The organism is Moritella yayanosii (genome assembly GCF_900465055.1).
Taxonomy (GTDB): Bacteria; Pseudomonadota; Gammaproteobacteria; order Enterobacterales; family Moritellaceae; genus Moritella; species Moritella yayanosii.
Genome location: NZ_LS483250.1, coordinates 3,372,725 through 3,399,069, shown reverse-complemented (window position 1 = coordinate 3,399,069; position 26,345 = coordinate 3,372,725). Strand labels below are relative to the sequence as shown.

Here is a 26,345-nt window from a genome sequence, read left to right as displayed (position 1 = left end):
CCTGAGACGTAGTTGTAAGTTTAAAAAGGAAAAACAATGGGGATCATGATGATGACCGCAATACTGTAAGTGATAGATACCGGTAATCCAAACTTAACAAAGTCGATTAATTTATAATTACCCGCATTAAACACCATTAAATTGGTTTGATAGCCATAGGGGCTAATAAAACTACCACTGGCACCAAAAGCAACGGCCATCACAAAGGGCAGGTAACTGACATCCAAACCTGTTGCGATACTAAATGCGATGGGAAAGGTTAATGCCGCTGCACCGTTATTGGTGATTAACTCGGTCAGTATAAGGGTTAATATAAATACCCCAATAAATGCGATATAAGCACTTTGATCTTGTAAGTATAACTTGACGAAGTCTGACAGTAAGGCCGTTACGCCGGTATTATCGAGTGCCGTAGCAAGGCAAAGGGCACTGGCGACGATTGCCCACAGTTCAATGGGTAATCGACGTTTTATTTCGTTGATCGATAAACATTTTGTGACCAGTAATACCGCGAGATAAAATACAAAGCAGGTAAATAACGCTACGTTAAACACGATGGATGTGGCTATGGTGATCATGAACCCCCACAGTACGATGCGTTCTTTAACCCCGGTTAACATGTTTGTCGTTGCCACGTCACTAATGACAAAGAAGTTTTTCGCCAGATTGGTGCGTTCGGCAAAGTCACGACCGACGGCTAATACCAGGAAATCACCACTTTGGATCACAACATCGCCGAGCTTACCTGATAACGGTTCACCTTCCCGACGGATTGCCACAACAGCGGCATCAAACCTTGCTCTGAAACTTGCCGCTTTAAGTGTTTTACCTGCGATAGATGCACCGGGCTTGATGACCACTTCGGTTAGGTTGTCACGCAGTAAACCATCTTGCTCGGCAAACATGGTTAAACCGTCAAACTGACGTAATACTTTCACCTTGGATACATCACCCGAGAAAATGAGTTTATCTTTTCTTTGGATTATTTCATCGGGGGTAACAGGAGTAATTAAGCGCCCTTGACGAATTATCTCTACAAGGAATAACGACTCAAGGTTACGCAGCCCATTTTCCTCTACGCTTTTACCGCATAATGACGAGGTTGTTTTAACTTCCGCTTCAACAAAATATTCACGAATTTTAGATTCTTCAAGCAAACTGCGAGGCAGAAAACGAATGGTGAATGCGATGACAATTAAACAAGCGGTTAAAACAACGATCCCGACAAGGAAGAAGTCAAAGAATGCGAAACCTTGTTTACCCCGCGCTAACAGCATGGAGTTAACGATTAAGTTAGTTGATGTTCCAATCAGGGTTAGCGTACCACCAAGGATTGCCGCATAGGACAGTGGTAATAATAATTTACCTGGATTGATCAGTTTGTTTTGTTTAACTGGATTAATAAGCGTTGCAACAACCGCAGTATTGTTAAGTAAACCGGATGCGAACGCTGTACCGACTAATATTTTTAAATAACTTTTCGATTTCGACCCATTAAATAGCACCTTGGATAAACGCCTAAGCAAGCTTGTACGTTCAAACGCATAGGAGCAAACAACCAATAACATCAGCGTCACTAATCCCGGATTTACCGCATTGTGTAATAGCTCGTCACTGGATATAAATGATAAACCTAAACAGGCCAAACAGGCTGCTGCGAATACCCGTTCGGGGACTTTTTGGAACTTGACTAGACCGATAAGGGTACAAGCGAAAATTCCGATAATAGTTAATTGTTCGAGATTCATGATGATAACTTACAACTCATCTATTAGATTTTTTGCCAAAACAGTAGAGTGTTAAATCCTAGCCGTTTTTTGACAAAGTAAACCGCGGCTAAATTCTGAAATGCAAGGCTTGCTGCTGTCGCAATTGCACAACCTGTTACGCCGTAATGCTTCGTCAGAAATAAGGTCAACACGACAGCCATAATACCTGATACTAACGAAATATTACGCATATCACGTTCATGTCCTGACATGGTAAGCAGATAACCCACCGAACCTGTGACGACATTAATAAACTGACCTAAGACCAATATTTGTAATAATCCTGCGGCGCTCACAAAGTCTTCACCAAACAACCCCATTAAAAATTCGGGGAATACAAACATGAATGAAACAATTGGTACTGCAGATAATATTAATAATCGCACCGAAAATAATGCCGTACTACGCAAACCGCTCATATCATTACTGGCATGGAATGCCGCGAACTTAGGAGCCACCACTAAGTTAATCGCCATTAAGATAAAACTAGTGAGCATGGCAATACGCATGGCAACAGACAAATATGCAACGTCTTCAGCCATTAACCACATACCTGTAATTAATGGGCCTATCCATTGAACAGTCTGGCCCATCATGCTGATTAGCCAATTTGATTTGGCACTTTTCCATAGTTCATTTTTGTTAGGTAATCGTTCTTTTTTGTCTAGTAACTTTTTATTATTGCCAGACAACTGCCCTTCTTGATTTAGTCCTTTTGACCATATTCCATAAAATATAATTGAGGAAATAATCAATGCGATTGAAAATACAGCACTCACTTCTGTTGCGGTCGATAGGCTGAACGCTAAAATAGCTACAGAGGTTAAAACAAGGTGAACAATATTTTGGCAAGGGATCGAAGCCGTTAAACGTTGCTGCGCTTGTAGGCTCATTGCAAGTAGCGTCACCACCGATATAGCGAATATAGCAGGCGATATCGCTTTTAATGTATTTATCATTTCAGGTTTACTAAAGCCGTATACAGCTAAAGGCTCTGCAATCAAATACAAAAATACACTCATCAAAACTGCTAAAGGCAGTGTGTATTTAAATGCATAATGTAATATTGCTGAAATTGACTTGCCCTGTTGCTGCTTTGCCGCGATCCCCGAAAATCGTAAAATCGTATTCTCAAAACCCATGCGGCAAAAAGCGGACAAGAACATAATCAGTGCAAATGCTAAGAAGAAATAACCCGATTTCTCTGCACCTAACGATCTTGCGACCAATAAATTAAAAATGAACGCCATGCCAGCACCGAGAATACGAATAAACAATGCAATAAATGCATTAATGGCCGTATTTCGATGTTCCGAATGAGATAATACAGATTTTATTTTAGATAACATTATGCCGACTAACTAAATATGTATGAAAGATAAACTGACTTACAACCTAATCAAAACGACCATTTGTAGAATCAGACCAACGCTGCAAAGCACTTTCAAGATCACCCGGTAACTGAATTTCATTCTCAACTATCCAACTAGGGTAGATATTGGTTGAACGAATTAACTTCATCACTCGATCTGGGTGAATACCTATATTCAAGAAATTTACTATTTTAAACAAACTTGCAGCACAAAGTACGACTTGCTTTGGAACCATAAATAATTTCACATTAGGAAAATGATTTTTTTTAAAACATTCGATTATGTTTTCAAGTGTATAGCGCTCAGGATATGCACCATTAAACAGTTCAAATGAGTTATCTGTATATCTTGCCGACTCAATCGCAGATATTAAGTCTTCAACATAAATACATGCTTTGATCGTATTTTTCCGTCCCGGATAAATAAATATACCTTTACCCATCATAGTCGCTAGCCGAGTAAAGTTACCACCTTCACCCGGACCAAAAACAACAGCTGGACGAACGATTGTTAATTTTCTGTTATCGCGACTTTTATACCAAGATTTATGAATTTTCTCAGCCAACATTTTAGAGTAACCGTATGCAGAATTCGGGGTTAATTCTGTATTTTCATCTTTTTGTTCTTCGTCAGGTCCATAAACAGAAATTGAGCTTGTAAAAATAATTTCATTTACATCATGTTTTTCTGCGAGTTCACAAACTGAACTAGCTCCTGCAATGTTTGTGTCGTAGTATTCATGTGTTGGATGTCCAGGGGTAGTATGGACAGCAGCAAAATTATAAATACGTTCAATTGGGACATTTATATCTAATTTAGATAAATCCCTCACATCACATTTTATATAAGTTAACTGTTCATGACTAAACCGAGGTTTATTTAAGTCAATAATTATAACGTTGTAATCATCAGAAATAAGTTTATGAGATAAATGTGTACCAATGAATCCCGAACCACCAAATATAATTATCGTTGCCATCTAAATAAAACCCCCTAAATAATAAATAGGCTATTAACCTAAAATGATACATTAAAAATCAACGAGTTGAACTCGCCTTTTTCCACGTTATTGTTTTTACACCTAGAATTGATTGAGAAACACCAATCCCTGCAGCAACATTAACCATTACAAAATATTCAATGATAGTTGCTAATTTTTTTAATATCGGTATTCTCGGGAAATAACCCATCCATGAAATTATTGCGACAAGATAAAAAGTTATATGTGATATTGCAGTTGATAACCAAAATGGTGAAGCTAATGTTATAGATAAATAGATATTTGAAATTAAAGCTATAACCATAAATAATAAGCTATACCACCTGAGAACTTTATGTGAATACATTTTCCATAAATTAAATAAAGACAGTTCTTTCAAAAATTCAGATTTCATAAACTTGTAACTATTATATGATCTATTACTAATTCTTATTTTCCTTGGGAATTCTTCATTGGTAGATTCAGCTCCCTTTTCGTAAGCAACAATGTCATCATTAAATTTAAGTTCATAACCCTGAGTAATAATTCCTGTTGAAGTGCAAAAATCATCTAGAACATGAACAGGTAACTCTCTATATAAATCACGACGAATAGCAAATATAGACCCGTCAGCTCCCATCATTGAACCAGTATTAGATTCTGACATTTTAATTGATTCTTCATACTTCCAGTATAAGCCATTCGATTCTGCAGAGCCTTCCAGATCATCGTTAGTATATATAAGTTGCCCTGCAACACCTCCAACATTATTATCGCAAAATGACTTTGAAACTTGCTGTAATGCATCATTTTTAAGATATACGTTAGCATCAGAAAAAACTAAAATATCGCAATCAAGTCCTTTTAATGACTTATTTATCGCATTTGTTTTTCCCAATCCATCAAACACTTCATTCAGCATTATTTTTTCAGGATATTGTTTCACATATTTCGAAACAATATTTGATGTTTGATCTGTAGATGTATCAGAAATAACTAAAACTTTATAATTTTTGTAGTTCAATTTAAGATGGTTATCAAGTTTTTCTTGAATAACTTGTTCTTCATTATGTGCGGGAACTATTATTACAATGGATGGTTCTTTCAGCTCAATTATTTTTTTTATTTGAGGCTGCTTTATACAGAAGATAATAATTGGGTAGAGTATGTATATATAAACAAGTAAAAACACTGAAAATCCAAATATATATATCATAAACCAATCACTCCTTTACGAATTACAAACATATTACTTCCCTCTCTCATACCAATTACACATTTCGTCAACATTTTTATTCCAGTCATATTTAACTATCACGTTATTATATGCCTTTTGACCTAGTTGTATTCTTAAAGGTTTGTCTTTAGCTAATTTATGCATAGCTCTAGACATCAAATAAACATCATCAACAGGGACCACAATTCCTGTTTTATCATGTAGAATGACCTCTGGTAGCCCTCCTACATCGGTAACAATACATGGTAAATGTGCAGCTCCAGCTTCAACAGCAACTACACCAAAACTTTCCTCTCTTGAAGGTACAACCATTACATCTATGTTTTTATAAAACTTATGTAAGTCTGCATTATGAATCCAACCTAGAAATTTCACGCTACTTTCAATATTAAGTTTTTTTGATAATATCTCTAAATTCCTTCTCTCTGGACCATCTCCTGCAATTTCCAATTTTAGCTGTATATCAGTTTCTTTTTTTAACTTCGCAAATGATTGTAATAACGTATCAACCCCATAACGAGCCTCTAAGACCTTAGCTAAACCAAAAGTAACTGTTCCACTTCGCTCTGAATAATTCGGATTGGAATATAGATCAGGAGATACACCAAATGGTATCACCTGAATATCTTTACTTGTATATTTCAAAGTTTCGTCTTTCATTGCAAAACTTGTAGAAAATATCTGAGTTGCATTATTTAACACTCTCTCAAGTAAGAATTTATTCAATTTATTTTGCTGTGGAAATCGAAAAACATCTGAACCCCAAACTGACAATAAATATTTAATTCGAGCATTTAAAGCTAACGTTCCATAGCCACTCGCAAAATGAACATGTATATTATCAGGTTTTAGCTCGCCTATTATTTTTCGTAATGCAAAAACATTAAAAAAATACCCTTTAAATCCACTAAAAGGTAATTTTATTACATTCACATTTTTACTAACCCCCTTCATTACATCATGTTGTGTAATTAAATAAACATCAAACTTTTTTAATGCTATTGCATTTACCCAACGAACTGTATGAGTTGATGACGCATTTGAAATTATTATTACTTTATTCATTCGTAATTACTTTTCCACTTTGTTTATTCAAAAGGATTCCAACAATTAACCATTGTAATATTGCTATAGGCATAGAGTTTTGAAAAAATGAGACCTCAAACGAATTGTATACAATAAGGCTAATCCAATAAAATAAAGAAACTATATAGATATGATTATTTTCATTTTTATATAAAGCTATCATGATTTTATATAAAATCATGGATAAAACACCTAGTCCAATTAATCCGACCTGTAACCATACTTGTATGAATAAGTTATGAGACGACCAGGTTTCTTCAGTGAAAATATCTCTAATTAGAAATCCAGCACCATGTCCTATTAATGGGGCTTCAAATATCAACTCTATAGCTAACGGCCATATTAATTCCCGACCAGAAGATAAGCCTCGATGACTTATTTCAATTACGGTATCCCCTAGTCCTGATATATAAAAAAAATATTCCAAATCAGACAAGATAAATACAATAGAAAAAGCTATTGATATAGAACTAATAAAAACGATTAGTGGATTAATCTTAAATTCAAATTTAGAACCAATTAGTATCCCTAAAAACACGATGACTAATTGTATTGTTCCACCTCGAAAATCAATAAATAAACACATCGATACTAATATAAAAAAATAACTTGCAATAAAAACAAAATTATCTTTATCATATGAAGAGAAAATTAAAAGTAAGATACCTAATGCAATAATATTTCCACCGATTGTATTTTTAGGTGTACCCCAAAATCCAAACAAGCCAACAATAAAAATTAGAGCTATGAAAAATATTATTATTATTTTTACTATGGATAAAAAATTAGAGCTAAAATTATTTTCAGAGGATAATATACAAGCCGACATACAAAAAATAAGGTACACGCTGTATTTAAAACCATAACCATAATATATTGCTGATATTGCATATATTATTGATAGTAAAAAAACCCAAAATTCTAATTGTAGATACTGTATTCGACTGAAAAATATATCCACTGTCAATATTGTAGATAATAATAAGACGACTAATAATACAGCCTGTTGAAGTACTTCAAAGGTATCGCCAAATACACCATCTAAAAAAGCACTAGAAATAATAATTACTATTAATAAATTAGATAAATAATCTCTATGGCTTTTCATAAAAAAAATGCCTATAAAAAATACTGTTTTGAATTTTTTCCCTATATTCAGTTCTAATAACAAAACCTTTATTGAATGCTTTATATACTTCGCTATACCATTTTTTATCTCCTGAGTTACCTTTTACTTGAGATATATCTTGACCGGTAAAGTTTGTAATAACTGCATTCAATTCATTTAAATTAGCCAAATTTATAATTAAAACTTCAAACTTACCTTCATTAATAATCGTATAACCTTCTTTTACATTATATTCATATTGATATACGTCAATTCCGGTAAATTTTTTAAATTCACGGCTATACCAATTCAATCCATAATCAAAATCATAAATTTTATAAAAAGCATCAACTAAATATTCATTTCCTTCTGATCTTATATCAGTAGAAGGATCCTCAGAATATTTATACAACCAATGTTGTATGTTTTGAAAAAACATTGACTTATCTCTCGATATCGGTTCTCGAATTAAACTTATAATTTTTATTTTATTTCTTTTCTTTATCGCTATTCGTTTTACAAACTCAAAAAACAACCTTTTTAACAAACCAAGTTTATATTTATCTCTCAGGTTTTGATGCAAATAACAAGGTGAATTACCGAATAGTGTATGAAGATGTATTGAGTTTGGTAACGATTGTTCAAAACTAGTTGAACCCACTTTACCCATTTGATAGACCAGTATTGCGTCTTCATTTCTATATTTATTATATGATGTACTGAGGTCTTTAAATATTTTTTTCATCCTACATTCCTGTTTATAAACGACCATATAAATGACTTGACGATCTTAAACATCTATAGGAGTACAGTTCCACTCAGGAAAACACTTCCTAACATACGCATTCAACTCAACCTCAGCCTGCGTATATTCTCTTTTAACTTGTTCAGCACCATCACTATCAACATTCGTCTTAGTAATCATCCCAGCACCAACAGTCACATTAGTTAAGCGGTCAATCACCACAAACGAGCCAGTGCCTTTCACGGTGTTGTATTCATCAATCACGACAGGGCTTGATGTGCGAATATTACAAGACGCAATCTCGTTAAGTTGCATTTCATTCACTTCAACGTGTTCTAGCGTATTAACATCTATTTTGTGATTAATACTTTCGATACGGCCGTAAGTATTTTTAGTACCTACTTTGAACTCGTATTCTTTATCTGGTTGCAGTGCTGCATCATCCATCCAGACGATGGTTGCTTCGAAGTGGTCTGACGCTGTCGCAAGTTTGTTTGATTTAACGAGCACATCACCACGAGAAATGTCTATTTCATCATTGGTGGTAATCGTAATCGCTTGACCCGCAAATGCATTGGCTAAATCGCCATCCGCAGTGACAATACGCGCAACCGTTGACGACTTACCCGATGGCATAGCAGTGATCACATCACCAACGTTAATCACACCAGCCGCAACCGTACCGCAGAAGCCACGGAAGTCTAAATTAGGACGGGTAACAAACTGCACAGGGAAACGGAAATCATCTAGGTTTTTGTCTTCATTAATTGTCACTGAATTAAGCAGCTCCATTAACGTCGCACCAGGATACCAATCCATTGATTCAGACTTGTTTACTACGTTATCGCCTTTTAATGCTGAAATCGGCACAAAGCGAATATCAGGAATATTAAGATCTTGCGCAAAGGCTTTGTAATCCGCTTTAATCTTACGGTATTCTTCTTGGCTAAAATCAACTAAATCCATCTTATTTACAGCAACAATAACGTGTTTCAGCCCTAACAACGACGCAATGTAAGAATGACGTTTTGTTTGTGTTTGCACACCATAACGCGCATCAATCATCACAATAGCGAGGTCACAGTTAGATGCACCCGTCACCATGTTACGCGTGTATTGTTCATGCCCAGGGCAATCGGCAATAATAAACTTACGGCTTTCTGTCGCAAAATAACGGTAAGCAACATCAATGGTAATACCTTGCTCACGTTCAGCTTGTAGGCCATCTACTAATAGTGCTAAATCAAACTCACCATCTGTGGTGTTGTATTTTTTAGAGTCGCTTATAATGGCGGCCATGTGATCTTCAAAAATCAATTTTGAGTCATGTAACAGGCGGCCAATCAGTGTTGATTTACCGTCATCCACGTTACCGCAGGTTAAAAAGCGCAGCATGTCTTTGTCTTCATGCTTTTGTAAATAGGCTTCAATATCGTTTTCGAGTAACGATTGTTCGTTTGTCGTTTGTGTTGTCATGTTAAATTCTCAAAATTTGTTATTAAATTAAAGGTTAAGATATTTGGGTTATAAGCAGCGTCTCTCAATCACTGTGCGATTAAAAGTAACCTTCCATTTTTTTCTTTTCCATTGAACCTGACGAATCATGATCGATGACACGACCTTGACGTTCCGATGTTTTAGTTAATAACATTTCTTGAATAATCTCAGGTAACGTTGCTGCTTCAGACTCAACCGCACCTGTTAATGGGTAACAACCTAGGGTACGGAAACGTACACTCTTCATCATAGGTACTTCACCTTCGTGTAACGGTAAGCGTTCATCATCAACCATGATTAATGCACCGTCACGTTCTACCACTGGGCGTTTCTTAGCTAAATACAGCGGTACAATCTCGATACCTTCAAGGTAGATATACTGCCAAATATCAAGCTCAGTCCAGTTTGACAATGGGAATACTCGAATGCTTTCGCCTTTATTCACTTTACCGTTGTACGTATTCCACAACTCAGGACGTTGGCATTTAGGGTCCCAACGGTGATTCTTATCACGGAATGAATATACACGTTCTTTCGCACGCGATTTTTCTTCATCACGTCGAGCACCACCAAATGCAGCATCAAACTCATATTTATTTAATGCTTGCTTCAAGCCTTCAGTTTTCATTACGTCAGTGTATTTTGCACTGCCGTGATCGAAAGGATTAATATTAGCGGCAATGCCTTCTTCATTTTTATGTACGATTAAATCCATACCGTATTTTTTAACGGCTTGGTCTCTAAATTCAATCATTTCTTTGAATTTGAATGTGGTATCAATGTGCATTAATGGGAATGGCGGTTTCGCCGGATAAAATGCCTTCATGCATAGATGTAACATTACCGCAGAATCTTTACCCACTGAATACAACATCACAGGGTTATCAAACTCTGCCGCTACTTCACGCATGATATGAATAGACTCAGCCTCTAATTGCTTAAGATGAGTCATTCTTGCTTGTGATATTTCCATTAATTACTCCGAGTATTTGTCGTTAATTGTTTATAACAACAATTATATTATTCTGTAAAATTCGTTTATTTAAAGTAATAGTGCTCTTATCACTGCCAGCCTAATCACTACCAAACAAATCACGCGTATAAACCTTATCAACCACACTTTCCAACGCAGCTTCCATACGGTTCGATACAATCACATCTGACATTGCTTTAAACTCTTCAAAGTCAGTAATTACTTTAGAGTTAAAGAAGGTGTCTTCATTTAACACTGGCTCATAAATAACCACTTCAATGCCCTTGGCTTTAATCCGTTTCATCACGCCTTGAATAGATGATGCACGGAAATTATCCGAACCTGTCTTCATAATAAGGCGGTAGATACCCACGACTTTTGGTTGTCGGCTAATAATCGAAGACGCTATGTAGTCTTTACGCACTGTGTTTGATTCAACAATCGAGCTGATTAAGGTGTTTGGCACATCTTCAAAGTTGGCACGTAGTTGCTTAGTGTCTTTCGGTAAGCAATAACCGCCATAACCAAATGATGGGTTGTTGTAGTGGTTACCAATACGCGGGTCAAGCCCTACACCTTCGATGATTTGACGGGCGTTTAAGTTATGTGTTTCTGCATAAGTATCTAATTCGTTAAAATAAGATACCCGCATGGCCAGGTAAGTGTTCGAGAACAACTTCACCGCTTCCGCTTCGGTCGAGTCAGTGAATAAGATGTCGATGTCTTGTTTAATTGCGCCCTGCGCTAACAGGCCAGCAAACACTTCTGCACGTTCCGACTGTTCACCGACGATAATACGCGAGGGGTGTAAATTATCGTACAGCGCTTTGCCTTCGCGTAAAAATTCCGGAGAAAATATAATGTGACTACAGCAGAGTTTTTGCTTAATACGTTTGGTATAACCCACGGGCACTGTGGATTTGATGATCATGATCGCGGTAGGGTTAATTAACATGACATCTTTAATCACCGCTTCTACTGATGAAGTATCAAAATAGTTATTCTCAGAATCATAATCTGTCGGCGTCGCAATAATGACATAATCCGCATTTTCGTAAGCATCATGTTTATTGGTCGTCGCGATTAAGTTTAAGGCTTTATTGGCGAGGTAGTCTTCTATTTCAGCATCCGCAATAGGTGATTTTAGGTCGTTAATTAATGCGACTTTGTCTGCAATAATATCCAGTGCTATAACGTTATTATGCTGGGCTAATAACACCGCATTTGACAGACCAACGTAGCCAGTCCCTGCTATCGTAATATTCATAAACGTCCTGATGTATAAAGATGACAGACTCCGCTGTCATTTATCGCCAATAGTGCTGTTACCCATTACGGATCAGGTTACTGCGAGTAATCTCTTTTGTTTCTCGGTTTTCTTTTTATTTAATTCTGCCTTAGAATCTTGCAGATATACGTTTTCGTAACAGTAGTTGATCGCATCGATGTAACCCTCTACTGAGCCACAGTCAAACCGCTTACCTTTAAACTTGTATGCGATCACACAACCTTCCTGCGCCTGTTTAAGCAAGGCATCGGTAATTTGGATCTCGCCACCTTTACCGGGTTGGGTATTCTCAATGTACTCAAAGATATCTGGGGTAAGAATATAACGGCCAATAATCGCAAGGTTGCTTGGTTCAGTGCCGGGTGCTGGTTTTTCTACCATGTTAGTCACGCGGTATAGATCGTCACGAATTTGGTCACCGGCAATCACCCCGTATTTATGGGTTTCACCTGCAGGCACTTCTTCAACTGCGACAATAGAACAACGGAATTGCTTGTACAGTGCCACCATTTGTTCGAGTACGCCTTTGCCATCATTGACACAAAGGTCATCGGCCAGTACCACCGCAAACGGTTCGTCACCCACAAGTTCTCGTCCCGTTAAAATGGCATGACCTAAGCCTTTCATTTCACTTTGACGAATGTAGGTAAAGTGCGCCGATTCGATAATGCCACGTATATCGTCGAGCAATTCTTCTTTATTGGTGCCTTTGATTTGGTCTTCTAATTCGTAGTTTTTATCAAAATGATCTATTAATGAATGCTTACCTCGACCAGTGACAATACACATGCCGTTCATACCCGCTGCAATCGCTTCTTCGACACCGTATTCAATTAACGGCTTGTTAACGACAGGCATCATTTCTTTTGGCATTGATTTGGTGGCGGGTAAAAAACGTGTGCCGTAACCAGCAGCAGGGAATAAACATTTTTTGATCATGATATGTTCTCTCTATAAGGTTAAGACATGACTCTAGGTAAAGTTAAACATTCGGCCACGCTACCGCTATTATTTGTAGTTTTAAAAAACCCGTTAAAAAAACGTTTACGCTATATATTTAATACATACGTTATTATATAAACCAGCAATGCATTTACTCGCTCATGAATATAGTCTTTAACAACAACTTAATTCATCAACCAAGACTCTCTAAATTGTCTATTAACGTGACACAGATAAATCACCAGCGCTATAAATACGTTACAGCACATGCGTCAAACTGTCTATAGTTCAAAGATATATGTAGCGGCAGGTATATTACAGAAAGATTAAAACACCCAATTACTTAACGTCATAACGCAACATCACCTGCGCATTAGTTGACATTTCTAAATTAACTTTCAATTAATGATCACATCTACCCAGTACAGAATAATCGACTGATATAGTATTAGATAAGTTTGAGTATTTGGGATGACTTGCTAATATACTGTGATTTTTCTACTATTATTTTAGCTATGATGTGGGCTGACAGAATGGATCTTTATAATTCATGATTTCTAAACACCTGCATTTACCCTGGTTGATTATCGCGTTAAGCGTCTCTCCAGCCACCGCATATATCAGCCAATCTTTTAGTTATGATTTTTATCACCAATTAACATTGGAATATGGTGATGATGCAACTGCAAGAGCTAAGCGCTGGCAGTCACTGCTCGAATCATCAAAATTAAGCTCGGACTGGGATAAAGTGAATAAAATAAATAATTTTTTTAATCGTGAAATTATTTACAAAACCGATATTGAATTATGGAAAAAACATGATTATTGGGCTTCACCAGCCGAAACAATTGGCCAAGGCATGGGAGATTGTGAAGATTTTGTGATTGCTAAATTCTTTAGCTTGATCGCATTAGGCATCCCTGAAGACAAACTACGCTTAATGTACGTTCGCCATCTCAAGGTTAATCAGCCACATATGGTATTGTTATATACCGAGAATAAAACAGCAAAAACGGTGGTATTAGACAATTTTAATCCGCAGATATTACCGACCAGTTTGCGTCGAGATTTAAAACCGATTTACAGCTTTAATGGCCAAGGTCTATGGACAGCAAAGGCAAAAAGCCGAGGGAAAAAAATAACCAATAGTCGTGGTGTATCGGCATGGCGAGATCTTGTGACCAAAATTGAAAAAAATAATATTTAATATTAACTCAGTCTTTATTTAAAATAATATCTGCTACCCTGCTTAGCATCACACCTCAATTAGAAAGTGTATTTAATGAAACAAAGGAACTGTTTTATCAAAAAATCTAAACTAAGTTTGAGTACCCAACTCTATACCCTTGTTTTAACTATCGTGAGCATTAGTTTTATCGGTTCGCAAATCATCAATGTCACAACCACCCGTGATTATCTCAACCAACAATTACAATCACACGCCCAAGATACTGCCACCAGCTTAGGTTTATCTATTTCTCCTTATATGGATAAAGACAATATTGTCATTGCCGAAACCATGATTTCGGCAATTTTTGATTCCGGTTATTACCAATCAATTATTTTAACTGACTTAGCCGATAGCGTCATATTTTCTGCTTACAATGATTATTATGTTGAAGGGGTTCCCAGCCACTTTATGAATACCAATACCTTAACCGCCCCTATTGTATTCTCTGAGATTAATGACGGTTGGGATATCGTGGCAACGTTAAGTGTGCAAGCGAATACCGGCGTATCCTATGCCAAGCTATGGCAGCAAACTCGTGATCATTTTTTCTTATCATTGATCATTTCGTTTATATCATTATTGCTTGCCCATTATATTATTAAAGCTGTACTAGCCCCATTAGCCAGGTTAGAGCAGCAAGCCAATTCAGTATGTCAAAAACAATTCTCACTGATTAATAATACTGCTTTTACGCGGGAAATCAGTTCAGTGACTACCGCCATGAATAACATGGTTACTAATATCCAAGCCAATTTTGATGAGCTAAATCAACATGCAGAAAAACTCTGTCGTCAAATTTATATCGACCAACTCACTGAGTTAGGAAATCGAAAAGCATTCGACAAACACTTTAGTCATGTACAGCACACCATGAGCCATGATGATCAATATATTATCGGCATGGTATTATTGCCCTCATTGAATACCATTAATGCTCAATCTGGTTATCATGCTGGTGACGAATATATAAAACGCGCGGTGGCCGTCATTCAAGCCATATTTAAGCCCATTATGATCACTCAGTTATTTCGTTCACACGGAGGTAGCTTGCTGTTTACCATTAAGAGTAGTGATGTGGGCAGTATTGATATATGCCATCAACTCAATACCCAGTTCGCGATGTTAAATTCGTTAGCATACAGTGACGGCTTTGCAAATGTGATTGCGACATCATTTACTCAACGCGAAAAACTAGCAAACTTGTTAGCCAAGCTTGATACCTTGCATACACAAGAAATATCGGCCAATAAACAAGGTATTATTTATACTGACCAGACAAACTCACCAGAGTTTGGTTTTCAACAATGGAGCCATATCATCGACACCCTAGTAACCAATAACGAAGTTGAATTGGTGTGCCAACCAACGGTAATGTGTGATACTAATGCCCCCTTGTACCATGAGATATTTAGCCAATTCTTATTTGAAAAAATACATCTACCTAACAGCCAATTATTTGCGATGGCAGAACGTTTAAATAAGTCTGAAGCGTTAGACAAAATTGTGTTACTAAAATTAGCGCAGCTTAACCTTAATGACCGCTTTGATGTCATCGGTATTAACTTAACCCATCAGTCCCTGCACTGCTTAGAATTTAGGGATTGGTTAACCAATTTCTATGCGCAAAATCGCGAGAAATTACCTCATTTAGTCTTTGAAGTGAATGAAGGTGCGGTACTGTCGTCGATCGAATCAAGTAGCGCTTTCATTACCTTTGTTAACTCACTCGGCATTAAAGTCTGTATTGACCATTTTGGTTCTAGCTTTACCTCATTCAAATATTTAAAAGGGCTAAATATTCAATACTTAAAAATTGATGGTTCTTATATTCGCCACCTTGACGTAGAACCAGAAAACAACGCTTTCATTCAAGCTATTATTCACATTGCTCACAGTGTCGGAATCAAAGTGTTAGCTGCACATATTGAAAGCGAAGGTATTTTTAACCTCATTAAAGAACTAAATTGCGATGCAGGCCAAGGTATCTACATTCATAAGCAATTCGAATTAGCTAAATCCAGCCATGCAATGACTTATGCAGCCATTGAAGAGTCGATACAACCATAATTCCGTTAATGACAACCATGTATATCGGTTTATCCGGCTAATGTAGCGATTAACAGCCAAGACGATATTCGAGACGGTATATTATTAATATTCAATGACTTAACAATTAACTATCAAGCTAAACAGCTTTAAAAACCAACGATTTTCATGGTAGCATGTTACTGATTAGGTACGTAGGCAGCTGTTAAATACTTACCTGTTAACTATATTTATAGATAAGGATTTATTTAATGAAAAAACTAACTTTAGCTAGTTTACTTCTTACATCATTGAGTGCCCCGATGCTCGCGACAGCGGCAGACGTTGCAACGACAGAAAATACGGACGCAGTGACTAGCACCGAACTCGCACAAGCAGAACCACTTGCTAAAGACAATACCGTCCCAGTCATTAGCAACGAACTCGCACAAGCAGAACCACTTGCTAAAGACAATACCGTCCCAGTCATTAGCAACGAACTCGCACAAGCAGAACCACTTGCTAAAGACAATACCGTCCCAGTCATTAGTAACGAACTCGCACAAGCAGAACCACTTGCTAAAGACAATACCGTCCCAGTCATTAGTAACGAACTCGCACAAGCAGAACCACTTGCTAAAGACAATACCGTCCCAGTCATTAGCAACGAACTCGCACAAGCAGAACCACTTGCTAAAGACCATACCGTCCCAGTCATTAGTAACGAACTCGCACAAGCAGAATCAATGGTGCAAGAAAATGTACCCGCATTATCAAATACAGAAAACACCATTACATTAGCCAGTTTACCGACTGAAGTTGACAGTGTTACTGCTGAATTATCACCAGCTGAGTTAATTATTCAAGCCATTGCTAATGATCCAGATAATGCCCAAGAAATTATTGCACAAGCATTTGCATCGATGAACAGTGGCGAAGAAATGGAAACACTATTATCCAATATACTTGCACTTAGCGCTGACGATCCAATTTTAGTTCAATCAGTTGCCGCCGCGATGATTGAGGCTGGCGTTGACTCAGATACAATTGTGGCATTAGCCGTCGCCCAGGGTATCGATGCGACATTAGTATCAGAAGCCACGGCAGCAGGCTTAACCGTTGCAGAAGTAGCAGCAGCGAGAGCCGCGGAAGCTAGCGTCTCTCCACGTAAAACACCAAGTAATCCAGGTAATGGTGGCAATGGTGGTATCTCGAAGAATGTTTAAACATCGTCATTGATGCAACAAATACGTATTTTTCAAAGGCCCTGTTAGGGCCTTTTTGTTTTTATTAGGTGCTACATATTGCAAAAATTTATTTTTTATAACATTTGTGCTGTCATTTTTTATGCGCCGATCCCGCTAGGTGCGAATCGTATCTGGGCAAGTTCAAGTATCGAATTTTGGGTTTTTGCTATTTTTATTGTTCATCTAATGACGGTAGTAAAATGCGATAAACCGCTCCTTCCGCCTCGTTATTCGCTGCCGGTATTAATCCCTCTTACGGTGACTTGTGTATGGTTGCTATTACAAATCTTAGCCGGACTGTCTTTAGACCCGGCCGCGACACAGTTGATGTTATTAAAGACCTTAGCGTTAACCTTACTCGCGTGGTTAATTTTCTGTTATGTGACCGACAAAAAAACAGTCTACCAATTTGCATTAGCCTTGTTCTTAGCCGGTGTATATCAAGGTATTTACGCTAGCTGGTTAAACTTGAGTGTGGGCAGCTCCAGTCCGGTATTTGGTATTCCTTATGGTAATAGAGCGAATGGTACGTTTGTATATCAAAACCAACTGGCCAACTATTTAGCGCTAACGTTATCAATTGGCATTGGTATTTTGATCAGCCAATTATCCTACGATCATAGCCGCTCTCGCCTGCGAGACAGAATTAGAGCCTTAGCCAACATATTATTAAGCGCTAAGATGGTGATCCGCTTGGGCTTGATCATTATGTTTATCGGTTTAATTTTAACGCGTTCACGGATGGGCAACTCCGCATTCTTTATGGCGTTAGCCACGGTAAGCTTGCTGGCGCTGTTTATCTATAACCATCCGCCGAAAAACCTCAAGCTATTAATCATTAGCTTCTTTGTGTTAGATTTAATTTTAATTGGCTCTATCTTTGGCGTTGAAAAAGTAAGGCAGCGTTTAGTGGAAACATCGCTCGCATCCGAAACACGCGATGAAGTCGTACGAGATGCATTGCCTATGATCCAAGACCAGCCAATATTTGGCAGCGGTGGTGGCAGTTTCTATTCAAGCTTTCCGCGTTATCATCCGGAGGTGTATTCGGGCTTTTACGACCATGCACACAATGATTATATTCAGTTCGCAGTAGAGTTAGGATTACCGATAACGCTGATGTTAGGTGGTATGATGCTGTACTGCTTATTACTATCAGTACGCACCATAAAAACAAGGCGAACCCCTTTATTTCAAGGTATTGCGTTTGGATCCTGCATTGCGATATTACATATGCTGTTGCATTCAACGGTTGATTTTTCGTTGCAATCACCGGCTATTGCGGTGATGTTTGTGAGTATTTTATCATTGAGTTTGATTGTGGGCAGGCTTAATACGCGTTCTTATTCACAAAACCTTTAAATATGGTTAAGAAGATAATTTTAATATCGAAAAATACAGTCCAGTGACGGATATATTGTAAATCAAACTCAATACGTTTTTCCATTTTCTCTAAGGTATCGGTTTCTCCACGCCAACCACTTATTTGTGCCCATCCGGTGATCCCAGGTTTTACCTGATGACGCAGCATATAATATTGCACCTGCCCTCGGTATTCTTCATTATGGGCAACAGCATGAGGCCTAGGACCAACGACAGACATATGCCCAGCCAATACATTAAAAAATTGCGGCAGTTCATCTAAAGAAGTTCGACGTAAAAATCCGCCGAAGGGGGTGATCCGTGCATCATTTCTTGTTGCTTGTATCACTTTGTCATTATCTTCCATTACCGTCATAGAACGGAACTTCCATACCTGAATTTCTTCGCCACGTAAGCCATAACGACGTTGTTTGAATAATACCGGACCTTTTGAGGTTAGCTTAATGCCTACGGCAATGGCGAGTAGAAGAGGTGCGATCAACAATATGATCAAAAGACTAACAATGATATCTTCCAAGCGCTTGATCCAGTTTTTTGCGCCCAAATAGGGTGATTCAAACACACTAAGTGTATCGACCTGACCGATATGATCAATACGGGCATGCATTAAACCAGACATCACCAGGTCAGGTACAATATGCACGTCCACGGTGGTATCACCCAATTTTAATATAATATCTAATAGTCGCTGCTCTGCAATACTCGGTAACGCGATAAATAATACGTCTACCTTACCATCACGGGCTTCATCAACTGCTTGGTCAATATTACCCATAATAGTTAAATTATTATACGTTCTCGACTCATCACGATCATCATAAAAACCAACAAAATCATAGCCAAGTTCATTGTGCTTAGCGACTTCATTAAAGAGTTTCTCGCCGCGTTCTGTGGCACCAATAATGGCCATTTTTTGTAAATTAAAGCCTAATTTACGACGTGTTACTTTCCATTTATGATTAAGGTAACGCCACGAAAACATCAGTACAAATGCCTGAGAAAACCAAATGGCGATAGTAACTCTAGAAAAATCACTGGTTTGCTTAACTAAAAATAATGACAGAATTAATGAAAGAAAAGCGACAATAAGTGCTGCCCATGTTGTTAAGACCATTTGTTGAAATTGATTAACCCGCCAGGTTCTATAAATTTCAAAGAACTCAGCCGTATATAAATATACAACCAAGGTAATTAACATCGCGATAAGATAATTGTCATGTGACGTGATGCCATAAATAGCCAGTGCCAACCAAAATGATCCCACTATGGTAGCGATATCCAATAAGCGATATAAAAAAGAATATGTATTACTACTAATTTTAAATGTTCTCGATGCTTTCATTATTTAATGTCCGTATTAAATGATTGAAACCAGGTTCCTACTTGTGTTAGTACTATACAAAAAACAAGTACTATCAATGCATTAAATGCAGTTTCATACTTCAATATTGAATGATAACATCCAAATAACGTACTGCGTCGACGGGTTAATGTTACATAAAGTTATTACTTAGGTATTTAGGTCTTAATTGGCGGTTAATGTTGAAAGGATATAAAAGGAAAAATAACGCGATGTCGAATGTAAATCATGATGCTGCATATATAACACCATACTTTTCCCGTTACAAATAACGAGCAAAGTATGGCGTCATATTGAAAGTCACACGAGTGAGTAATTAGAAATTATTACCAATAAATAGATAGCCAGAAGCATGGCCACCTTCGGCATAACCGTAAGACAACATCACCGGGCCAATACCGGTATCTAAGGCAATAAACACGCTACCGGCTGAAATGGTTGAAGCAAAGCTGACGTCATCTTTATCATTCCAGACATTGCCCTGTTCAATTGACGCGCCCATATACAGCGGCAATGAAAATGCGCCCAAATTGTTATCCAATAAACGGTGACGATAGATTAATGCCACGAGACCTTTATAATTACCGGTGATCTCGTTAATACCATAGCCCGATAAATTTTGGAAACCACCGAGCCCGACTTGAAAGGTTGGGGAAATAGGCGGACCATCATAACTCGCCATTGATGCTTTAAACTCAACGGTCGAGCGATTGAAAGACAGCGCATTACGCCAGTCCAAACTAAAAAATACATTATTTTCGTTACTATTTAAATAATCGCCGGTATCAATGTAAACATCAGCATCAAGCTTGAAACCTTTGGTTGGAAAAGAGATATTATCAAATGAATCTAAACGCAGTTGTAAATACCACCCCTGACTATCAAAATCACTGTTAATATTGGCACCAATAATTTCAGCGCTGCCCGATTGATAATAACTGCCTATCGCAATCTGCGCCCAATCAAACGGGATAACGCCTAACTCGGCATAGACACCAACTTGCTCGGTTTTAACCGGGAAATATTCAAATACCGAACCAAGCGACTCTAGTACAGGATCATTAACGGAACTTACGTATAACTTACTTTCATAATCTTCTAGACGTACACCAGCTTTAAAGAAGAAGTGTTGGTTGTAATCAATCGGTGAATAGAATTCGGTACTGATATTTGAATCAGAGCCATACACGAACTCGGTACGCCATTCCCCGCCCAATCTATTTAAATCAGTCAGTATGTATTGCAAGCCTATTTGTTGGCGGTCATCACTGGTGGTTGACTCTTGAATATTAAATTTAAAATCCACATAACCCGGACCCCAGCTTTTTTCAACCACATTAATATGCAAGTCATGCACACCATTTTGTTCAGTGATACTGTAATCGACTTTTTGAAATAGATTTAACGCATAAAGCGCATCTATTTGCTGCTCTAACTCAGCGACCGTGATCTTATCGCCGCGTTTTAAACTTAACTTATTTTCGATCACTCTCGGGCTTAAACGAGTATCGGTATTAATAGTAATGTTATTAATGTCGATAATGTCTATTTGTGCTAACTGCTGTTTTTTACGTTGCTTTTGTTGTTGGTATAATGCGTAATCAGCATCTGATAATGACAGCGCCAGCAGTTTAGCACTGGCATGTTCGGCGGCTTTCTCACCACGGTCTACCGCATCGGGCATTAAATCAAAATCAGCCGTACCGATACCATCAATGTCAGGGCTAAGTAGAATATCTTGCTCAGTTAATTTAGCGATTTGTTGATTAGCACTGGTCCGTGTCATCGAACTCGAGAGTTGATCAAAAATTAAAAATGCACTGGTGATCTCTTCTTGTCGATAAAGCTGTGAACCAATATCAACCGCAATAATAATATCCGCCCCCATCTCCTGCAATATGCCAATAGGCAAATTATTCACCATACCGCCATCAACAAGATGCTTTCCATCAATAATAACCGGGGTTAACGCGCCTGGGATCGACATACTCGCCTGCATGACTTTGGATAGATCACCATGGTCTAAGACCACTTCCCGCATAGTTTCGACATTGGTGGCAATGGCCCGATACGGGATCGGCAACAAGTCAAAGTGACTAACATAAGGCAAACTATTGGTTGATAAACGTAATAACTTAGCCATGCCTTGACCTTGAACGAAACCGGATGGGTATTCCACATTGGTGCCGTCAAAACCAATATGGGTTTGAATTTGAAATGAATCCTGACGTTGTTTCTCTCTGACTGAAAGTGACTCACGTGGCACATCATCATTGTAACCTTGGTTCCAATCATACTCGGCTAAGATAATTTCAATCTCGGCAGACGAACGCCCCATGGCATACATACCACCGATAAATGAGCCCATGCTGGTGCCAGATACGTAATCGACCGGAATATTATGTTGTTCTAAATATTTGATGACCCCTAAATGCGCCGCACCTTTGGCCCCCCCACCACTCAACGCGAGACCAATTTTAGGCCGTTGCGGTACATTATTATTGTTATAATTATAGTTATTATCACTATCTGAAACCGTTTCTGCGGCAATGGCTGTATGAAAATTCAGGCTGATGAAGGAGAATAATAACCAATTGATTATTTTAAATGAAGCACCAAAAATCCGTTTAATCTGTAACATAGCTAAATGAAAATCCTAAAAATTAATCCATCCCATCCAATGGGAACAACACGTTATATTGCATATAACTTAACTATATTAGCAGTTCCTGTTTTAAAACACCTAATTGCAGGCATAAAAAAAGCGACCATCAGGTCGCTTTCTGCTATTACAATAAAAAGTTAACGATTAACGCGTTAAATTATTTTTTCTTCATCGCTTTCGCATTAGGAAGGTCAGTAATAGACCCTTCATAAATTTCTGCAGCCATACCAACTGATTCGTGTAACGTTGGGTGAGCATGAATTGTTAATGCGATATCTTCTGCATCACAACCCATTTCAATTGCGAGACAAACTTCACCGAGTAATTCACCTGCGTTAGTACCAACCATAGCACCACCGATAATACGGTTAGTGTCTTTGTTGAATAATAACTTAGTCATACCGTTAGATGCGTCAGAAGCGATCGCACGACCTGATGCAGCCCAAGGGAATACAGCAGCTTCGTAGTTTACGCCTTGCTCTTTCGCTTCTTTTTCAGTTAGACCAGCCCACGCCATTTCTGGCTCAGTGTAAGCAATTGAAGGAATAACTTTAGGATCGAAGAAGTGTTTCTTGCCAGCAATGTTTTCTGCAGCAACGTGACCTTCATGCACACCTTTATGCGCCAACATAGGTTGACCAACGATATCGCCGATTGCATAGATGTGTGGCACGTTCGTGCTCATGGTTTTATCCGTTTCGATGAAACCACGTTCAGTCACAGTAATACCGGCTTTTTCAGCGGCGAGGCCAAGACCATTTGGTACACGACCAACAGCAACCAGCACTGCGTCATAACGTACTGGTTCCGCAGGCGCTTTTTTGCCTTCAAACGTAACATATAGGCCATCTTCTTTAGCGTCAACAGCGGTTACTTTTGTGCTTAGCATTACGTTAAATTTGTTTTTAACTGCTTTAGCGTAAACTTTAACGATGTCTTTATCCGCGGCAGGTACTAATTGATCTGCAAACTCAACAACGTCAATATCAGAACCGAGTGCAGAGTACACTGTACCCATTTCTAGACCGATAATACCACCACCAAGCACAAGCAATTTACCAGGAACTTCTTTCAGTTCTAGTGCATCAGTTGAATCCCAAACGCGTGGATCTTCATGCGGGATAAATGGTAGTTTAACTGGGCGTGAACCCGCTGCAATGATTGCGTTATCAAAGGTAACAGTTGTAACGTTACCGTCACGGTCTGTTGCCTCGATAGTGTTAGCACCAGTAAATTGTGCTAAACCTTCAACCACTTTAACGTTACGCATCTTAGCCATACCGCCAAGACCACCCGTTAATTGACCAACAACTTTTTCTTTCCATGAACGGATTTTGTTGATGTCAGTTTTTGGCTCGCCGAACACGATACCGTGATCTGCTAATGATTTTGCTTCTTCAATTACTTTTGCTACGTGTAGTAACGCTTTTGAAGGGATACAACCAACGTTAAGACAAACACCACCTAGGGTGTGGTAACGTTCGATGATTACAGTGTCTAAACCTAGATCTGCCGCACGGAATGCAGCAGAATAACCTGCAGGACCAGCACCTAGTACTACTACCTGAGCTTTAACTTCATTACTCATTATGACCTCGTTGTCATTTAATTATCTGGAATAGCGGATTACCTCACTCAGAGGCACAATTTAAAGCTTCTGAGTAATGATGTTCAATTCCAGATAATTTTACATATATGTTAAATAAATGAGAAGTAAAAAGAGTTAAAACATTACAAAAATGCGATAACCCCTCTCTATTTAATACTAAACACTTATCTAATTAAATACTAAAACTTTTATCTAACTAAAATTAAAGTACTAGTTGACGAAGATCTGAAAGATATCCGTTTAATGCTGTAACAAAACGAGCACCGTCAGCACCATCGATCACACGGTGATCATATGAAAGTGCCAGTGGTAACATAAGACGAGGAACAAAGTCTTTGCCATCCCACTTAGGTTTAATTTCAGAGCGTGATACGCCTAAAATTGCAACTTCTGGTGCATTAACGATTGGTGTGAACTGCGTACCACCGATACCGCCAAGGCTAGAAATTGTGAAACAACCACCTTGCATGTCAGAAGAAGTCAGTTTACCCGCACGTGCTTTTTTAGAGATAACAGCAAGATCTTGGCTAAGCTCGTAGATACCTTTCTGATCAACGTTACGGATAACCGGAACGACTAGACCGTTTGGCGTATCCACAGCAACACCAATGTTGATGTATTTCTTCTGAATGATAGTTGCGCCATCTTCGCCGATTGAAGTATTGAACTTCGGATAATCAGCTAACGCTTTAGCGACTGCTTTAACGATGAAGATAAGTGGAGAGATCTTGAAGCCTTTATCTTGCTTAACAAGTTTGTTGTTCTCAATTTTACGGAACGCTTCTAGTTCAGTGATATCTGCTTCGTCAAATTGTGTAACATGTGGGATTTTAACCCAGTTACGGTGCAGGTTCGGACCAGAAATTTTCTGGATGCGAGTCATCTTAATTACTTCGATTTCACCAAATTTAGCGAAATCAACTTTCGGCCACGCAAGTACGTCCATACCAGAACCGTTGCCGCCTGTCGCGCCAGATTCTAAACGTTTAACTGCATTTTTAACGTAAGTTTGTACGTCTTCTTTTGCAATGCGACCTTTACGACCCGTTGCGCCAACGTTATCTAAGTTAACACCGAATTCGCGTGCTAGACGACGAACGACTGGTGAAGCATGGTGGTAAGCGTCGTTTTCAACGAAACCAGTTACTTCTGGAGCTTTTGCAGCAGGCGCTGGAGCAGTTTTCGGTGCTTCTGCGTTAGCTACAACAGGTGCAGCCGGAGCCGAAGCGGCGTCAGCTACAACAGGAGCTACAGGAGCAACAGCAGGTGCCGCGCCAGCAACTTCAAAGGTCATGATGAAAGAACCAGTTGTAACTTTATCGCCTACAGCTGCTTTAATTTCTTTCACAACACCAGCGAATGGTGCTGGTACTTCCATTGACGCTTTATCGCCTTCAACAGCCATTAAGGTGTCTTCTTCAGCAACAGTATCGCCAACTTTAACTGAAATCTCAGTTACTTCCACTTCATCGTCGCCGATGTCTGGAATGTGAACTTCTAATACTTGAACTGCCGCCGCAGGCGCTGCTTCAACTGCAACAGCCGTTGCGTCAGCTACAACAGGAGCTACAGGAGCTGCTGCGCTTGCTGCATCAGCAAAGATAAAGATTAATGAACCAGTTTTAACTGTGTCACCAACATTTACACGGATTTCTTGTACTACACCAGCTTGTGGCGCAGGAACTTCCATAGACGCTTTGTCACCCTCAACAGCCAGCAAAGTATCTTCTTCTGCAACGGTATCCCCGATTTGAACGGAGATCTCAGTTACTTCTACTTCATCATCACCAATGTCTGGAACGAAAATTTCAATACTCATTTTTTATAC

The 26,345-nt window shown here is 38.5% G+C and carries 19 protein-coding genes; 4 read left to right on the top strand and 15 right to left on the bottom strand.

Annotated features, from left to right (window positions below; genetic code table 11):
* Positions 1–20: 20 nt before the first annotated feature.
* The 11 genes from MORIYA_RS15760 to galU form a co-directional block, all read right to left on the bottom strand.
* On the bottom strand, positions 21–1,748 hold the full coding sequence (locus MORIYA_RS15760) for an SLC13 family permease (protein ID WP_112716666.1): 1,728 nt from the start codon (positions 1,746–1,748) through the stop codon (positions 21–23).
* Positions 1,749–1,771: 23 nt separating this feature from the next.
* Positions 1,772–3,118, bottom strand: a complete 1,347-nt coding sequence (locus MORIYA_RS15755) for an oligosaccharide flippase family protein (protein WP_112716664.1) — start codon at positions 3,116–3,118, stop codon at positions 1,772–1,774.
* 46 nt (positions 3,119–3,164) lie between these two features.
* Positions 3,165–4,121, bottom strand: coding sequence for an NAD-dependent epimerase/dehydratase family protein (locus MORIYA_RS15750; protein ID WP_112716662.1), 957 nt, complete (start codon positions 4,119–4,121; stop codon positions 3,165–3,167).
* 58 nt (positions 4,122–4,179) lie between these two features.
* Entirely contained in the window at positions 4,180–5,337 is a 1,158-nt protein-coding gene (locus MORIYA_RS15745; RefSeq protein ID WP_112716660.1) for a glycosyltransferase, read from the bottom strand.
* A 33-nt stretch (positions 5,338–5,370) separates the two neighbouring features.
* Positions 5,371–6,423: a glycosyltransferase gene (locus MORIYA_RS15740; RefSeq protein WP_112716658.1), complete on the bottom strand. Its 1,053-nt coding sequence runs from the start codon at positions 6,421–6,423 to the stop codon at positions 5,371–5,373.
* Positions 6,416–7,552, bottom strand: a complete 1,137-nt coding sequence (locus MORIYA_RS15735; RefSeq protein WP_112716656.1) for an O-antigen ligase family protein — start codon at positions 7,550–7,552, stop codon at positions 6,416–6,418. Before MORIYA_RS15735 ends, MORIYA_RS15740 begins: the two co-directional genes overlap by 8 nt.
* Entirely contained in the window at positions 7,539–8,297 is a 759-nt protein-coding gene (locus MORIYA_RS15730; RefSeq protein ID WP_162629282.1) for a putative capsular polysaccharide synthesis family protein, read from the bottom strand. Before MORIYA_RS15730 ends, MORIYA_RS15735 begins: the two co-directional genes overlap by 14 nt.
* A gap of 45 nt (positions 8,298–8,342) precedes the next feature.
* Entirely contained in the window at positions 8,343–9,773 is a 1,431-nt protein-coding gene (gene cysN / locus MORIYA_RS15725) for a sulfate adenylyltransferase subunit CysN (protein WP_112716652.1), read from the bottom strand.
* 79 nt (positions 9,774–9,852) lie between these two features.
* Positions 9,853–10,767: a sulfate adenylyltransferase subunit CysD gene (gene cysD / locus MORIYA_RS15720; protein WP_112716650.1), complete on the bottom strand. Its 915-nt coding sequence runs from the start codon at positions 10,765–10,767 to the stop codon at positions 9,853–9,855.
* A 100-nt stretch (positions 10,768–10,867) separates the two neighbouring features.
* The gene (locus tag MORIYA_RS15715) at positions 10,868–12,034 is read right to left on the bottom strand and encodes a nucleotide sugar dehydrogenase (protein WP_112716648.1); all 1,167 of its coding nucleotides are present in this window, start codon (positions 12,032–12,034) and stop codon (positions 10,868–10,870) included.
* A gap of 72 nt (positions 12,035–12,106) precedes the next feature.
* Positions 12,107–12,994 carry a UTP--glucose-1-phosphate uridylyltransferase GalU gene (galU, locus tag MORIYA_RS15710; RefSeq protein WP_112716646.1) on the bottom strand — a complete coding sequence of 296 codons (888 nt, stop codon included), beginning with the start codon at positions 12,992–12,994 and terminating at the stop codon, positions 12,107–12,109.
* A 553-nt stretch (positions 12,995–13,547) separates the two neighbouring features.
* On the opposite strand from galU, the gene MORIYA_RS15705 reads away from it, so the two are divergent.
* The 4 genes from MORIYA_RS15705 to MORIYA_RS15690 all read left to right on the top strand — a co-directional run bounded on the left by MORIYA_RS15705 (position 13,548) and on the right by MORIYA_RS15690 (position 18,862).
* Entirely contained in the window at positions 13,548–14,204 is a 657-nt protein-coding gene (locus MORIYA_RS15705) for a transglutaminase-like cysteine peptidase (protein ID WP_112716644.1), read from the top strand.
* A 75-nt stretch (positions 14,205–14,279) separates the two neighbouring features.
* Positions 14,280–16,295, top strand: a complete 2,016-nt coding sequence (locus tag MORIYA_RS15700) for a bifunctional diguanylate cyclase/phosphodiesterase (protein ID WP_112716642.1) — start codon at positions 14,280–14,282, stop codon at positions 16,293–16,295.
* A 230-nt stretch (positions 16,296–16,525) separates the two neighbouring features.
* Positions 16,526–17,479: a hypothetical protein gene (locus tag MORIYA_RS15695; RefSeq protein ID WP_112716640.1), complete on the top strand. Its 954-nt coding sequence runs from the start codon at positions 16,526–16,528 to the stop codon at positions 17,477–17,479.
* 78 nt (positions 17,480–17,557) lie between these two features.
* Positions 17,558–18,862, top strand: coding sequence for an O-antigen ligase family protein (locus MORIYA_RS15690; RefSeq protein ID WP_112716638.1), 1,305 nt, complete (start codon positions 17,558–17,560; stop codon positions 18,860–18,862).
* On the opposite strand, the gene MORIYA_RS15685 is transcribed toward MORIYA_RS15690, so the two are convergent.
* From MORIYA_RS15685 to aceF, 4 genes are all read right to left on the bottom strand, one after another.
* On the bottom strand, positions 18,831–20,225 hold the full coding sequence (locus MORIYA_RS15685) for an undecaprenyl-phosphate glucose phosphotransferase (protein ID WP_112716636.1): 1,395 nt from the start codon (positions 20,223–20,225) through the stop codon (positions 18,831–18,833). The two genes, MORIYA_RS15690 and MORIYA_RS15685, sit on opposite strands and share 32 nt — an antisense overlap.
* Before the next feature lie 334 nt (positions 20,226–20,559).
* Positions 20,560–22,884, bottom strand: a complete 2,325-nt coding sequence (locus tag MORIYA_RS15680; protein ID WP_112716634.1) for a patatin-like phospholipase family protein — start codon at positions 22,882–22,884, stop codon at positions 20,560–20,562.
* Between the two features lie 181 nt (positions 22,885–23,065).
* Positions 23,066–24,496 (bottom strand): dihydrolipoyl dehydrogenase, encoded by a 1,431-nt coding sequence (lpdA, locus tag MORIYA_RS15675; RefSeq protein ID WP_112716632.1) that lies wholly within the window; start codon positions 24,494–24,496, stop codon positions 23,066–23,068.
* 223 nt (positions 24,497–24,719) lie between these two features.
* Entirely contained in the window at positions 24,720–26,336 is a 1,617-nt protein-coding gene (aceF, locus tag MORIYA_RS15670; protein WP_112716630.1) for a pyruvate dehydrogenase complex dihydrolipoyllysine-residue acetyltransferase, read from the bottom strand.
* Between the last annotated feature and the right edge of the window lie 9 nt (positions 26,337–26,345).